Origin of the sequence: Mesorhizobium sp. L-8-10, assembly GCF_016756635.1 — a bacterium.
Lineage (GTDB): Bacteria > Pseudomonadota > Alphaproteobacteria > Rhizobiales > Rhizobiaceae.
This window is the reverse complement of the sequence record NZ_AP023263.1, coordinates 1,832,774-1,847,062: the sequence shown is the minus strand read 5'-3', so window position 1 is coordinate 1,847,062 and position 14,289 is coordinate 1,832,774. Positions and strand designations below refer to the sequence as shown.

General features: G+C 59.9%; 10 protein-coding genes and 4 pseudogenes. 12 read left to right on the top strand and 2 right to left on the bottom strand.

Going from position 1 to position 14,289, the window contains the following annotated elements; all coding sequences use genetic code 11:
- The first annotated feature begins 6 nt into the window (after positions 1-6).
- The 9 genes and pseudogenes from JN280_RS08565 to JN280_RS08525 form a co-directional block, all read left to right on the top strand.
- Positions 7-1,536: an NAD(P)-binding domain-containing protein gene (locus JN280_RS08565; protein ID WP_202311458.1), complete on the top strand. Its 1,530-nt coding sequence runs from the start codon at positions 7-9 to the stop codon at positions 1,534-1,536.
- Positions 1,537-1,546: 10 nt separating this feature from the next.
- Positions 1,547-3,163, top strand: coding sequence for a class I adenylate-forming enzyme family protein (locus JN280_RS08560; protein WP_244743492.1), 1,617 nt, complete (start codon positions 1,547-1,549; stop codon positions 3,161-3,163).
- A 179-nt stretch (positions 3,164-3,342) separates the two neighbouring features.
- On the top strand, positions 3,343-4,344 hold the full coding sequence (gene dctP, locus JN280_RS08555; RefSeq protein WP_202311454.1) for a TRAP transporter substrate-binding protein DctP: 1,002 nt from the start codon (positions 3,343-3,345) through the stop codon (positions 4,342-4,344).
- 7 nt (positions 4,345-4,351) lie between these two features.
- A complete protein-coding gene (locus JN280_RS08550) occupies positions 4,352-4,912 on the top strand; it encodes a TRAP transporter small permease subunit (RefSeq protein ID WP_202311452.1) in 561 nt (186 codons plus the stop codon).
- Positions 4,900-6,207, top strand: a complete 1,308-nt coding sequence (locus tag JN280_RS08545) for a TRAP transporter large permease (protein ID WP_202311451.1) — start codon at positions 4,900-4,902, stop codon at positions 6,205-6,207. The genes JN280_RS08550 and JN280_RS08545 overlap by 13 nt, the downstream gene beginning before the upstream one ends.
- Positions 6,208-6,309: 102 nt before the next feature.
- Positions 6,310-7,458 (top strand): acyl-CoA dehydrogenase family protein, encoded by a 1,149-nt coding sequence (locus JN280_RS08540; protein WP_202311450.1) that lies wholly within the window; start codon positions 6,310-6,312, stop codon positions 7,456-7,458.
- Between the two features lie 36 nt (positions 7,459-7,494).
- Positions 7,495-7,962 carry a MaoC/PaaZ C-terminal domain-containing protein gene (locus JN280_RS08535; protein ID WP_202311449.1) on the top strand — a complete coding sequence of 156 codons (468 nt, stop codon included), beginning with the start codon at positions 7,495-7,497 and terminating at the stop codon, positions 7,960-7,962.
- Positions 7,963-8,049: 87 nt separating this feature from the next.
- Positions 8,050-8,835 (top strand): HpcH/HpaI aldolase/citrate lyase family protein, encoded by a 786-nt coding sequence (locus JN280_RS08530; RefSeq protein WP_202311448.1) that lies wholly within the window; start codon positions 8,050-8,052, stop codon positions 8,833-8,835.
- A gap of 91 nt (positions 8,836-8,926) precedes the next feature.
- A pseudogene (locus tag JN280_RS08525) lies at positions 8,927-9,182 on the top strand (IS66 family transposase); the annotation flags it as partial.
- Here JN280_RS08525 and JN280_RS40265 read toward each other — a convergent pair.
- Positions 9,177-9,500: pseudogene (locus tag JN280_RS40265) on the bottom strand (transposase family protein); the annotation flags it as partial. The pseudogenes JN280_RS08525 and JN280_RS40265 sit on opposite strands and share 6 nt — an antisense overlap.
- A 210-nt stretch (positions 9,501-9,710) precedes the next feature.
- On the opposite strand from JN280_RS40265, the pseudogene JN280_RS08515 reads away from it, so the two are divergent.
- A pseudogene (locus JN280_RS08515) lies at positions 9,711-9,899 on the top strand (transposase); the annotation flags it as partial.
- 465 nt (positions 9,900-10,364) lie between these two features.
- Here the strand turns inward: JN280_RS08515 and JN280_RS08510 are convergent.
- Complete coding sequence (locus JN280_RS08510; RefSeq protein ID WP_202311447.1) at positions 10,365-11,720, bottom strand: IS5 family transposase; 1,356 nt, start codon at positions 11,718-11,720, stop codon at positions 10,365-10,367.
- Positions 11,721-11,723: 3 nt separating this feature from the next.
- Between JN280_RS08510 and JN280_RS08505 the strand changes: the two genes are divergently transcribed.
- Entirely contained in the window at positions 11,724-13,508 is a 1,785-nt protein-coding gene (locus JN280_RS08505) for an outer membrane protein assembly factor BamB family protein (RefSeq protein ID WP_202311446.1), read from the top strand.
- 170 nt (positions 13,509-13,678) lie between these two features.
- Positions 13,679-14,101 (top strand): annotated as a pseudogene (locus JN280_RS08500) (helix-turn-helix domain-containing protein); the annotation flags it as partial.
- Between the last annotated feature and the right edge of the window lie 188 nt (positions 14,102-14,289).

Below are 14,289 nucleotides of genomic sequence, written 5' to 3'. Positions count from 1 at the left end.
TGAAACATGAAGATCGGAATAATTGGCGCTGGCTTTATCGGTCGGGCATTGGCTCGGCTGGCCGTTTCCCATGGCCACGACGTGATGATAGCCAACAGCCGTGGCCCGCAGACCCTGACGAGCACCGCCGTGGCCCTATCGTGCCGCACCGGCACCGTCGCCGAAGCTGCCAGATTCGGCGACGTCGTGGTCGTCTCGATACCCTTCCGCGCGATCTTCGATCTTGATCCGGCGGCCCTCTCCGGGCGCATCGTCGTTGACACCAACAATTATTATCCGGAGCGAGATGGTGTTTTTCCCGCGCTGGACGACAACTCCGACACGACCGGAGAAATGCTTCAGCGCCACCTCGTCGACGCGCGGGTCGTGAAGGCGTTCAATGCAATTCTACAGGGCGACCTTGAATCGGATCCGCGCCCGGAAGGAGCAGCGGACAGACGCGCCCTGCCGATCGCCGGAGATGACCCCGATGCACGCGCGATCGTGGCGGCGTTGATGGACGAATTTGGCTTCGATCCCGTCGACGTCGGGAAACTGGCCGAAAGCTGGCGCTTCGAGCGCGGCAAGCCGGGATACTGCGTCCCACTCGACAAAGCTGCGATGGTCGAAGCGCTGGCGGCGGCTAAGCGTGGCGAGGCTGTTCCCACCGGTTCGTGGCGGCGAGCCGGGGCGACGACACGCAAGACGGAGGCGCACCCTCACACGGTTGCTGATCGAGGTCTCATGGATGTCGTGGATTCTCAGATACATTTCGGTCCAGTGGACGGCGTCGACGGGACGATCCGTGCCATGGACGCGCTCGGCATTAGGATGATCATCGCCGATGAACTTTGGGACCTGGCCGATGGCGTCGCAATTCCCAGCGTTATGCTTCCTGGTGACGTCGCGCGACCACTGTCAATCCTAGCCCAGGAAGGCGCACTTCGCTTTCCGAAACGTTTGGCATATGTCCAGCGCATCTCGCGCCATGACCCTGATCTCGACAGACACATTGCTACACTCAGCCGCACACCGGGATGTGTCGGTCTGCGCGTCGTGCTCTCTAGCCGCAAGGAACGGCAAGCCTTCCTTTCCGGTGAATGGGACCGCGTCTTTGCGCTTGCGGCGGATAACAATCTTCCTGTTGCTCTGCTGACCGCCGAACTCCCCAGTCTGGCGCGGACTGTCAAGGAACGTATTCCAGCCCTTCGCCTGTCGATTGACCATTGCGGATGGGCGGGGTCTGCGGACGACTGGCGGGCGGTACTCGGACTTTCCGATCTCCCTGGCGTTGTCCTGAAATGGGCGCATGCCGGCCGCACGTTCCGGAACTTCGAGAATCCGGAAGAGGCAGAACGACGAGGCCTCATCGAAGCAGTCCGCGCGTTTGGTGCCGACCGCGTCTGCTGGGCGAGCGACGTCACCTATGAGGAGACACCCAGATCGTGGGCCGAATTGCTTGGCTCCGTACGGTTTCATCCCGACCTGACCGCCGAACAACGCGCCTGGGTGCTTGCTGGCAGTGCTCGGCAATTCTACGACCTTCCCGAAGGATGAGCCTATCGTGATGAAACCTGTTAGCAAGACGCTCGGAACCTTGATCGAGGAACTCGGTGCAACCGTTCCAGATCGTCCAGCGCTCACCTTCCGGCACCATACCAAGACGTATCGGGACCTACGGAACGATATTATGTTAACGGCCCGTGCGCTTCATGCTTCCGGAGTGCGGAAGGGCGATCGCGTGGGATTGCTCCTGGGCAATTCGTTCGAATGGGTCGCTGCGAATTTCGCCATTCAGCACCTAGGCGGTACGATGGTGGCGCTCAACTCCTGGTACACCGCCGGCGAGCTTTCCTATGTCATAGAACATTCCGATATCAGCCTGCTGGTCATGCACGACCACATCCTGAAAACGGATTACATCGAGATGATGTCTGGCCTCCAGCCACTCGCCGAGCGATTCCCGTTGCTCCGCGAGATCATCGTCATCGGCTCACGCTCTCTGGAGGGTACAGTCTCCTGGGACACGTTCATCGCGCGAGCCGGGCAGGTCGCGGAGGCAGAGGTTCTGGCGAACTCGGAGACCGTCGATCCTGATTCCGTCGCTTATCAGCTTTACACATCTGGCTCGACAGCTCGTCCCAAGGGCGTGATGCTTACCCATCGACACCTCATTGACAACACTTGGGAGATCGGTGTGCGCATGCATTTCGGTCCCCAGGACGTCATATACATGCCGCTTTCCCTTTTCTGGGGCATGGGATGCATGAACATGTTGATCGGTCCATTGGCACATCGATCGCACATCGTCTTACAAGAGCATTTCGACGCTACCGAGGGCCTTGAGATCGTAGATCGTTATGGAGCGACCCTGCTGGCGGGAACACCCAACATCATCCACGCGATATTCCAGCATCCCCGGGCGACAGAGTACGATCTGTCGACGTTGAAAAAGGGCACAGCGCTCGCCACTCCGGAAGCCAGTCGGCAAATCATAAAGGCCGTGATGCCCTATGGAGTACATTGCTACGGCCTGACCGAGACACACGGGTTCGCCACTGTCAATGACGGCAACGACCCGATTGATCGTCGTTGCACGACCGAGGGTCGGCCCATGCCGGGTTGGGAAATCCGCATTGTCGATCCGGAAACGGAAATGGTGCTTGGCCCCGGCGAGATGGGAGAAATTCGCCTGCGCGGACGCATGATGGCCGGTTACTACAAGAACCCCGAAGCGACCGCCGCGGCCTACGATGCCGAGGGCTGGTTCAAGACGGGCGATCTAGGTGTGGTTGATGAAGAGGGCTATCTGAGCTTTCGCGGTCGTTTCAAGGAGATGCTGAAGACGGGCGGCATCAACGTCGCCCCGGTCGAGGTCGAGGAGGTCATTATGACCCATCCCGACGTGGAAGAAGCTTTCGTCACCGGGCTTCCCGATGAGGTGCAGGGCGAGATCGTTGCGGCGGCGGTCATCGCGAAGGCGGGCCGCGCGCCGACGCCCGATGATATAAAGACTTACTGCGCCACGCGTCTTGCGAAATTCAAGCAGCCCCGCGTGATCAGGATGATCCGGCACGAAGACCTGCCGCTGACGACGACACGCAAAGTGCACAGGATGCAGTTGCGGACACTTTTTCCAGCATCCGTGTCGACGAAGGCCGATGCCATCAGTCACTCGGCATAGCGGCCGGCGCCGGATAACGAATGCGCATGAACGGTATACTCCGCCCGTGCGTGGACATGCCGGGGTACCCCTCCTAGCGTACTTAATACCCGATGGCGCCTGGGAGGAGCCTTGGCGCACCAAACATACTTCTTCGGTTTGTGCCTCGGGGGTACAAACGACCTTAGGGAGGAAATTCGATGAAACACTTGCTTGCCGCCGCAATTTTGGTCGCGATACCGGCCACTGCCAGTGCCGAGTCCATCCAGGTAGCTTATAGCTTCGCCGAACACGGGATCCAGCCGGAGACGGACAAGCATTTTGCGAAGCTAGTGGAGGAGGCTACCGGCACCAAGCTGGAATTCTTCTGGAGTGGGTCGCTGGGTGGCGCCAACGAGATCCTGCATCTCATCCGCGACGGTGCCATCCAACTGGGCGTGACGGCCCCCTCCTATTATGCGTCCGAGATGCCGATCAACACACTGATCAATGGCACACCGTTCCTGTTCAAGGACGTCTCGGCAGCGATGGACACGCAATACAGGCTGTCGCGCACGGAAGAAAATTACCAGGCCGAGTTGAAGAAAATGGGCGTCTTCCCACTCCTCCAGCACGGCCTCTCAGAGATCCGGCTGATGTGCACGTCGCCCGTCGCGAACTTCGAGGATCTCGCCGGCAAGAAGGTTCGGACATACGGCTACTTCCTTCCGAAATCGGCCGAGGCACTGGGAATGGTGCCCGTCACCCTCGGGTTCACCGAGATCTACGAAGGCCTGCAGCGCGGCGTCATTGACTGCGTCGCGACCAACTACTCTTCCGCTACCGCAATCAAGGTACATGAAGTGGCCAAGCATTGGACCGATATAAACATGGGTGCATCGGCCGGGCCGACCTTCTACACCTCATGGGACAACTATAAGGAAGGCGGGTGGACACCCGAATTCATCGCCGCAGTTGACAAGGCCGCTGGCGAGGCGATGGATTATGAGAAGAAGATCACGGCTGAGACGGAAGCGAAGGCCCTGGAGACTGCTAAGGCCGCAGGCGTGACGCTTCATCCCTTCGCCGATCAAGCGCGTGTCGACGAGGCTGCACCGGACATCCTATCGCTCTGGAAGGAACAACAGATCTCCAATGGTATCCCCGCAGATACCGCACAGCAAATCGTAGATGCCGTCAAGGCCGGTCAGTCGAGCAACTGATCGACCCATGACTGATCCTAGCATCGAGACCGAGCACGATGCAGACGTGCCGCGCTCCATCCGCTTGATCGCCTCCGGCCTGCTCTGGGTCGGAGGTGCTGCCTCTGTCATGATCGCGGCGTTCGGCGCTGCCGATGCCGTGTCATCTGTCATCCGCGGGCGACCACTCGCGGGCGTCGTCGAATTTACCCAACTGGCCCTCGTGACGTTGGTCTTCACTGTCCAACCTTACGTTCTCGTAACACGCGCGCACATTCGACTGGACCTAATTAAATACACCCGAGGCTCGGCGGGCGACTGGATCTCTCGCAGTCTCGCCCACGGAACAGCGATGATGTGCTATGGGCTTATTGCCTACGCGTCTTGGCCGAGCTTTCTCACCAGCCTTGCGGCCCGCGAACATACCGAAGGTATTATCGCCCTACCTGTCTATCCAGTGAAGGGCCTCCTATTCCTTGGTGCGACGATCGCATTCGGCATAGTGGTCATCCTCATGATCCGCAGTAGCTACCGCGGTATTAGCCGCCAAGACGCAGCCACGGACAGGGGTAGTTCATGGACCCCGTGACGTTCGCTATCCTGACATTCATCGTCCTTCTGGCACTCGTCCTCTTCGGCGTCCCGGTTGCACTCTCGATCTTTGCTGTCTCCGCGGTCGGAATGTACTTCTGGGTCGGCGAGACGTTCATGATCTCGATGATTCGCTCCGTCACATACGCGGCGTCGAGCAACTACGCCTTCGCCGTCGTGCCGATGTTCATCCTAATGGGCGAAATTGCCGGGGCATCCCGGATCATCGCGGATCTTTACCAGGCTTGCTATCGTTGGATCGGGCACTTCCGCGGCGGCGTCTACAACGCGACGGTTCTAGCATCCGCAGGTTTTGCGGCGATTTCAGGCTCAACCGTAGTCAACGCGGCGGTCTTCACTAGGGTTGCGATGCCCGAGATAGAAAGACTCGGCCTGAATCGGGGTTTTGGGGCAGGCTGCATCGCCGCAGCGGGCACACTTGCTGCCATGATTCCTCCCTCCCTGACAATGGTGGTCTACGGTATCCTGACCGGGGAATCGATCGGGGCCATGCTGGTGGCGGGCATTCTGCCTGGCATTCTAACGGCCGCCGCATTGATGACGACGATCTACATCTGTTCGCTCTTTCGAAACGATCTTCAGCCTGCGAAGATCGAGACATTCACGATGCGGGAGAAGATAGTCGGGCTTCGCCAAGTCTCGCCTTCGATCGTACTGGCGGCGATCATTGTGGGCGGCATCTACACGGGGACCGTCTCACCGTCGGCCGCGGGAACAATTGGCGTCGCGGGCGCCTTGACGATTGCTCTAGTTGGCCGGCGCCTGACTTTAGCGAAATTTCTTGATGCTGTGAAACGCTCGGTGGTAACCACGGCGTCTCTTTTCCTCATCGTCATCGCGGGTCTGATATTCTCGCGCCTCCTGCTGACGAGTGGCGCCGTTACAGAACTGACCGCCTTCATCACTGATGGCGGCTATTCTGCCGGAGTCTTCATCGCAGGAGTGGTGATCGCCTATCTGATCGTCGGCATGTTTATCGATCCGGTCTCGCTGATGGTCATCACCATCCCGCTACTTTACCCGACGGCGAAGGCGCTTGGTATCGACCCGATCTGGTTCGGTATTCTGATCGTCAAGCTAGTCGAGATTGGTGCGATCACGCCGCCTATAGGAATCAATCTCTTCGCAGTCATGTCGGCCGCGAAGCCGAAGGTCACGTCCAGAGAGGTTTTCATCGGCGTCCTGCCGTTCATTGTCTGCGAGGCAATGGTTCTCGGCCTCTTGATCGGATTTCCGATCATCAGCACCTACCTGGTCACGGGCTGGAAGTGAGTTCGAGCCGCGCGGGATGAAAGGTCCTCGCCAGAAACATTCCCCCGTACTCCGGCGACAGCGCGCGGTTTGAACGGACACGCTACCAAGAGGCCGCAACAGATGGATTTTGCGACAAACCCTGAACAGGATCAGCTGATCGCGATGACCAGAGAGTTTGCGCGAGAGGTAGTGGCGCCCGCTCAGCGGGCGATGGAACGTGACGACCGCTTTCCTTACGATGCATGGTCCCAGTGGAGCGCGCTCGGCATGGCCGGCATGCTGATACCGGAGGAATACGGCGGGTCGGCTCAGGATCGCATGAGCTTCTACCTGTGTGTCGAGGAACTGGCCACGGTCAGCCAGGTCTTCGCGCAGATCTGGCAGATCCACTGCGGCGTGAGCCAGATGTATGTCGAACTCGGAACTGAGCAGCAGAAGATCGAATGGCTGCCGCGATTCGCTTCCGGCGATATCACGCCTGCATTCGCTCTGACTGAGCCCGAAGCCGGGTCTGATGCCGGAAGTTTAAAAACGCGCGCAGTGCGTCTGGAAAATGGCGACTGGCTCCTTAACGGGCGCAAGATACTCATTTCGAACGCCGGCACAGATATCTCCGATGGCGTGGTCGCGATGGCCGCGACAGGCGAGGGAGAGAGCGGTCGAAAGGAGATAACCTGCTTCATCGTACCGCGGGGCACGCCCGGCTACAGCCTAGGCCAGTCGTTCGACAAAATGGCGTGGCACGGCATGGACAACCGCGAGCTTCTATTCGACAACGTCCGACTTCCAGATAGCGCCCGCCTTGGACCCATCGGCAAGGGCCTGTCGCAGGCGCTCGGAGCATTGACGATGGGTCGGATAGGCATTGCGGTGATGGGGATAGCGCTCGCACGAGCCTGTCTCGAGGAGAGCTTAGCCTATGCCAAGAATCGACGGCAGTTCGGACGACCGATTTCGGACTTCCAGCTCATTCAGGCAAAGCTTGCCGACATCGCAACTGGCTTGGAGGCTGCCCGGGCTCTCACCCACAAAGCGATATGGATCTGCGAACAAGGCAGCGATTCGAACATGATCGCCTCGATGGCCAAGCTGGTCGGGAGTCGGCTAGCGACGAAAAGCGCCAAGGACGCACTGCAGATACATGGGGGAGTTGGCTTCTCGTTAGAGTCGCGGGTGAACCGTCTGTTTCGCGAGGCGCAGGTCTTGGAGATCGGCGACGGAACGACGGAGATCCAGCAATTGATCGTGGCCCGAGCACTGGGATGCTGAGACACGGGCCTTTTCCTCTCGGACAACGGAGTTGCCATGGCTGGCCAGCCGCTTCCCCCAATTAACGGGTACTTCTTTGAAGACCTGGAGATCGGCCAGCGCTTTGCGTCGAGGCGTGTAACCGTAACAGAGGACGCCATTATCCGCTTCGCGCTGGAGTGGGATCCCCACGCCTTCCACATCGACCGGGAAGAGGCGAACGAGAGTATGTTCGGCGGCCTCATCGGCAGCGGTCTCCAGACCCTGTTGTTGACCTCGCGCATGCTATACGATTCCGGCCTATTTCAAGGAACGGCGCTGGCAGGGCTTGGTGTGGGAGAGTTGCGGTTCTTGAAGCCCCTTCTGCCCGGGGACACCATTGGAGCCGTCACGGAGATCGTGGATAAGTCCGTGAGCCGTAATCCAACCCGTGGCAAGGTCAGGATTAGGATCCAGACCCTCAATCAACGAGGCGATCTCATCCTCTCTCACACGCGCGAAATGCTACTCGCTCGCCGGAGCTGAAAACTTGAACGCCAGCGAGAGCAGCGGTCGGCTGAATTACTGGACCTCTTCCGTCCGTGACTCGGCTTCAATTGAGGCACGGACAGAATGGTGAACCTTGCTGCAATTTATGCGCCACTCTTCGTGCCGGCTGATCGCCCAGGATTATTCGCCAAAGCTGCAATGTCCGGAACCGATGCGGTGATCCTCGATCTTGAGGATGCTGTGCCACCGGATACGAAGGATATGGCTCGCGCAGCTCTCAATGCAGACTTCACGGACCTGCCGGTGTTGGTGCGAATTAATGCGGCCTACACGCCTTGGCACGAGTCCGACGTGATTGCGGTTGCTCCATTGTCTATCGCGGGCGTAATGCTGCCCAAGGCAGAGAACGCCGCCGCCGCCACCGCCGTCGCTCGCGCTCTCGGCCGTCCTGTGATTGCCCTGATTGAAAGTGCGAAAGGACTGGCAAATGTACGCGACATTGCAGCCGCCGAAGGGGTCATGCGGCTGGCCTTTGGCTCCTTGGATTTTTGCGCCGATCTAGGGTGTGCTCATCTGCGCGACCTGCTGCTGCCACTGCGCCTGGAGTTGGTCATGGCTTCGCGTCTGGCTGGGATCGCCGCGCCCATGGACGGAGTGACGGTGCAGTTGGATGATTTATCCATCATACATGACGATGCCGCCCATGCTCGTTCGCTCGGCATGACCGGCAAACTCTGTATTCATCCAAATCAGATCGCCTCGGTAAAGCGAGCTTTTGCGCCGTCCGAGAAGGAAATCGGTTGGGCACGCCGCGTTCTGGCATCGGGGGAAGGCGCGGCGTCAGTCGATGGCACCATGGTGGACGAGCCGATCCGCATTCGTGCCCGAACCATTCTGGCGCAATCGTGACAGGAATTCAAATCGGCCGCAGCCTGTTGTAACGCTGTGCAGCAGAACCCTAGCATCGATAAATCACGGGGGAGGACGGGCCGCCTAGAATCTGCGTCCGGCGCATGAGCGGCTGCTGGAGAAGCTGGAGGCTTATAGCCGAAGCTCTTTGCCGACGAGACTACGGCGCCCGTACTCGATCGCTTCTACGAACTTACCGCAGCCGGTCCCGCGCCGATCGCCAGCGAGGCGCTCCGGCCCATCGCCGAACTCCATCACGTCGAAGGGCAAATCCGCGGCCAGCCAGCAGAGGCACGCCATGCGTGCGCCAGAAAAGGTGCCGGCCAATCTTGGCCGCGGGGGCTCCCGCGTCGTCGTACCGACCGCAGCAGCGTGTCGTTGCTCACAGGAACCATCAGGCGACGCGCAAAGCTTGCCGCCGGTCGTCCCCCCAGCGCAATGCCGAGATGGTGAACGAGGTGATCGAGGCGCGCCGTCCGTCCTGGCCATGGTGCGAGAACACTCTCCCCGTAGCGCTCGGTGAAGATACGTCGGCCGCAAAGAACGGCGTCGCAGTGAAATCGCCTCGCCATGAGGATGAGCTGCACGGTCTTCCCCGACAGCGGGAGGTTCGCAAGCCGCCTTGGATAGCGGCTGTGCACGCGGCCCGACATCCGACCACAGTTCCGGGCAACACCCAACTGACGACTTCGCGTGGATTGCGATACGAACGATCGCAGCGTCGTTCTCGATGCTGTCGGCAACAGATCCCTGCGGCGCCAGCGCCGAGGGACGGAAGAAGCGACCCATTGCAATGATTCTCCAACTGAACCATTGCCAGCCGGCGCCTGAACTCCATCAAAATGAGTCAGAGCCAACCTTGCACGCCGATTGACAAGATCAAGCGCCGCACAGAGGTCGTCGATATCTTTCCGAACGACGAAGCCATCGTGCGGTTGGTCGGCGCCCTGCTCTTCGAACAGAACGACGAATGGGCCGTCCAGCGCGCCCGCTACATGTCTCTAGAAACCATAGCGCCGATGGGTGAAGACGCGGTCATCAGCCTGCCCGCAGTGGCATCCTGATCAAGCAGGCCAGCGCCGAACATCACGGTGAGATCGTCGTCAGCGACGCCACTCCATGGGACAGCATCACCCCTGCATCATACGGGATGGGTATAGAAACTATAACCGACTCGGCGATTGACCCGCGCGGATGGCTGTCCATAGCATGTTTCCCGGAGGGGAAACTTGGTCGGGCACGGGGTAGCCGATACCGCTGTTCGCCCAAGTTAACGAATGGGCGGAGAGGTCGCTGGCCGCGACCTGATGGCCGGTAGGCACCCCCCGCGTCGGCCGGCGAATATCCATGACTAACCTCAGGCCCCTTTGGAAACCGAAAACTATGACTGGGAGAGAGAGATGATCGTGTCCAGTCGTCCGTGAACAACGCTCATTTGGGTTGATCCTGCAGACGAAGATTGGCGTCGGCTGGGCCAGGCAGTTGGCTGAATGAAGCTGTCGGGTTGAGGTGCCTGATAGGGAGCGTGGTCAGGCCGATTTTAGCCGGTGTGGTGGCGCAACGATGCTTTCGAGCATGGCCAGGATGAAGGCACACAAAAGCCTCAGCCAGTTGAGCAGGAGGCTGAAGTTGTAGCCGACGGCGGCAAGCACGGCGTTGTTGGCGTCGCCCTCTGTGAAGGCCAGGAAGTTGCGTCCCATGCGATGGTCGTTCTTGAGGTGGCCGATGACGGGCTCGATGGCGGCGCGGCGTCGCAGCGCCCGTTTGATGGCCTTGGTGAGGCCGCGCTTGTAGCCGGCGACATGGACCTTGAACATCTTGTCCTTGGGCGCATTGTGGCCGCGATAGCCGGCATCGGCGACGATCCTGGCGAGGGTGACGCCGATGGTTTCCTCGATGGCTGGCAGGATGGTGGCCAGGGTGTGGCCGTCATAGGGATTGCCGGGCAGCGCCTTGACATGGGCGACGAACTGGCCGCCGCGGCTGCGATAAAGCGGCGTGGCGACCGAGACCTTGACGCCGAACTCGTAGGGCTTGTGGGCCTTGCCCTTGCCGATGCACTCGACCTCGGGTGCGTGCAGGGAATAGACCTTTTTGCCCCGCTCGCCTCGGCGCTGGTCCCGGACGCGGCGGGCCAGCGACAGCGGCAGGGCGAAGATCTGCATCAGGTTCGGCTGCCCGACAATCTTGCGGGTGATGTCGCGGGTCACCGCCCCCAGCATGGTGCGCAGCCGCTTGAGCTGCTGGTTGGCCCGCTTGAACTGCTTGGCATGGGCATAACGCTGGTGCTTGATCAGCGCGATCTTGCCGACCCGCGCATAGGACTGGCGCAGCACGATGCCATGCTTCCTGGCCAGCTTGACCAGCCGCTCGCGAGCCCGGTGCATCAGCTTGGCGTCGGTCGGAAAGGTGATGGCCTTCTCCTGCACGGTGGTGTCGACGATCACCGCGCGGAAGTCGGCCGGCTTGGCCGCCCCCAGCCGGGTCGCCGCCGCCAGGCTCTCCTGGAGCAGCGCCGTGAGCCGCTCCTCGCCCATGCGCAGGCGCCAGCGCGTCAGCGAACTGCGGTCGAAGACGAGGCGGTGCTGGAAGAACTCCTCGCCACAGAACAGCTGGTAATAGGGGTTCTCCAACCAGCGCTCGCACAGCACCTCGTCGGACAAATTGTGCATCGCCTTGAGGATGGCCAAGCCGGCCATCAGGCGGGTCGGCAGCGGCGGCCGGCCGGGATCGTCGTCATAGACCGCGCCGAGCCGCTCTTCGAGGAAACGCCAGTCGATCGCCTTGGCCAACTTCACCAAGGGATGGTTCATGTTGAGGATCTGGTCGAGCCGGGATCGCAACAGGTCGGTCTGGCCACTGTCCCGCCGTTCTTTCGGTCGCATCGCTTGGTTCCCCTCTCCGGTCGAAACGCCATCGAATCACGCAACGCAGACGCAACGATTTTGCCGGAAATCGTCGCCAAAAGCCACGATTTCCGGCAAAATCAAAGCCGAAATCAGGGGGAAATCTCAAATCAAATCAAAGCTTTCCGCATTCTTCACGGACGACTGTCCAAACTCTTGTCCGGAGTTTTGGCGGCCCTAATAGGCTTCCAGATTATGGGGCAAGCGCCTGCTGCGTTCGCAGAAGCTCGGATCGAACGCCTTACCGGTGGCTCGGAACTACGCACGATCAACGGAATTGCTCTGGCGCCTGACGGAACCTTGGTTCTGACCAGCGTCTGGAGCGAGAGCATCCATCGCCTTGACCCTACGACCGGAGACATTTCTCTTCTCGTTGCGCCTGGACTTGGGCGATCAGATGATGCGGCCTTTTCGGCCAGCGGCGAAATGTTCTGGACCGATCCAATCTCCGGTGTGGTTCGCAGCATCGATGCGAACGGCAAGATCCGCAACGTCACGACGAATATGCCGGGCGCGAACTCGATTGCCTTCTCTAGAGATGGCAACCGCCTGTTCATCGGACAAACCTTCTTCGATGATGATCTTTGGGAAGTTGATCCCAACGGGGTGAATCCACCGCGTCTGGTCGTTGCTAATACCCACGGTGTCAACGCATTCGCTTTTGGACCGGATGGAATGATCTACGGGCCAGTCACTCGCAAAGACAGTCTGGTGCGCATTGATCCCGAAAGCGGCGCGCTGACGGTCATTGCCACCGATTTGCACCACCCCGTTTCGGCGCGTTTCGACTCCAAGGGCCAATTGTATGTGCTGAACGGTGTCGATGGTTCGGTCGTGCGAATTGACCCAGAGACCGCGGAGACCAAGTTGATCGCAACTACCTCGCCGGCGATGGACAACATGGTCATTAATAGGAATGACATCGCGTACCTTGCGAATATGGCTGATAATGCCGTAGTCGCGGTGGATCTTTCGTCGGGCTCCGTCCGCACCCTAACCACCAGTAAGCTTGCTTTTGCCACTGATATTGAAACTTTCCGGTCGGAATCCGGTGATCAGATCATTGTCACTGATCGGACCGCTCTACGGTCAGTCGATTCAGCCACTGGCGAAGTTCGCGAGATAGCGCGCCGGATGACATCCCCCCTGCTGTTTCCGTCTGCAATAGACGTCGAAGGTACGCGCGCTGTTATTGTCTCCGAGCTGTTAACCGACCGCGCCAGTTCTTTCGTGCAGCTGCTCGACCTGTCCAGCGGCGAGTTCCTGCAGACCATCGACAACCTAGATGCGCCGACCGATGCGTTGCTCCTGCCAACCGGGGAGATAGTCGTTGCGCAGGCACGGTCCGGCAATCTGCTGCGGATCAACGGCAATGATCGCCACGTACTTGCCGCGGGACTCGGCATACCCACTTCGTTGGCAAAAGGACCAAACAACACGGTCTATGTAGCAGAAGCCGGCTCCAATCGCTTGCTCGCGATCAGTTTGGTTGACGGCGTCGTCACCGAAGTCGCCTCTGGGCTTGATGCCCCGCGAAGCATCGCAGTGGCCCCGGATGGGTCGGTTGTTGTGCTCTCGGGCGCGGGTGAGGTCTATGTGGTAAATGTCGCGAGCGGAGAAGCAGAACTGGTCGCGTCCGGCCTCGCCGTCGGCTTTCTATCCGAGCCGTATCCACGGTCGGGTGGCGTGTCGGTGGGCAGCAAAGGAGAAATCTATGTCGCGGCAGACAGGGAGAGCGCCATCTATAGGATCCTTCTGACCCAATAACGGATGATCACGAGCCTGTCCGGCGTCAGCGCTGAGGAGCCCAAGTGGCTTAGCTGAGAGCGGAGGATTTCTGGTTCATCGTAGCCTTTCAAAGGAGCGAAGATGAGACACAAATCCGGGACCGGGAAAGCGCCTGCGCGGCGAGGAGTTGATCGCCGCGCTGTGTCGGCGTGAGGGGATCGCCGAAGGCGGCGCGGCGCACACTGCAAAAGCTTGGCATTCCGCGTTCAACCTTCAATCGTTGGCATGACCGTTTCCTTGCCGGCGGCATCGACGCGCTGGAGGGGTGCAGGCCTCGGCCGAACCGGGTCTGGAACCGCATTCCCGAGGAGACCCGCGATCAGATCGTCGACCTGGAGCTGAACGAGCCGGAGTTGTCGCCACGGGAACTGGCCGTCACCTTCACCGCCAAGAAGAGCTACTTCGTCTCGGAATCCTCGGTCTATCGCCTGCGCAAGGCCCATGACCTGATCACCAGCCCGGCCTTTATCGTCGCGAAGGCCGCCGATGAATTCCACGACAAGACGGCAGCGCCGAACCAGCTCTGGCGGACCGACTTCACCTATCTGAAGGTCATCGGCTGGGGATGGTTCGATGGTTCTATCTGTCGAAGATCCTCAACGGTCACCCAAACAGCCAGATCGACGATCTCATGCCCTGGGCTTACATCACTACAGCCGACCTCAAGGTTGGGGGCTGAAGAACACCTCTTACTCTGGGAAACGTGACCGGCACGTGTAGGCACTGGAACTTTCGAAAGATCGGAACACCCCTCTCCCGA

Bases quoted from the DNA above. Each gene is read 5' to 3' on its own strand.
- JN280_RS08565 (WP_202311458.1), top strand. From the start codon at position 7: ATGAAGATCGGAATAATTGGCGCTGGCTTTATCGGTCGGGCATTGGCT.
- JN280_RS08560 (WP_244743492.1), top strand. From the start codon at position 1,547: ATGAAACCTGTTAGCAAGACGCTCGGAACCTTGATCGAGGAACTCGGT.
- dctP (WP_202311454.1), top strand. From the start codon at position 3,343: ATGAAACACTTGCTTGCCGCCGCAATTTTGGTCGCGATACCGGCCACT.
- JN280_RS08550 (WP_202311452.1), top strand. From the start codon at position 4,352: ATGACTGATCCTAGCATCGAGACCGAGCACGATGCAGACGTGCCGCGC.
- JN280_RS08545 (WP_202311451.1), top strand. From the start codon at position 4,900: ATGGACCCCGTGACGTTCGCTATCCTGACATTCATCGTCCTTCTGGCA.
- JN280_RS08540 (WP_202311450.1), top strand. From the start codon at position 6,310: ATGGATTTTGCGACAAACCCTGAACAGGATCAGCTGATCGCGATGACC.
- JN280_RS08535 (WP_202311449.1), top strand. From the start codon at position 7,495: ATGGCTGGCCAGCCGCTTCCCCCAATTAACGGGTACTTCTTTGAAGAC.
- JN280_RS08530 (WP_202311448.1), top strand. From the start codon at position 8,050: ATGGTGAACCTTGCTGCAATTTATGCGCCACTCTTCGTGCCGGCTGAT.
- JN280_RS08510 (WP_202311447.1), bottom strand. From the start codon at position 11,720: ATGCGACCGAAAGAACGGCGGGACAGTGGCCAGACCGACCTGTTGCGA.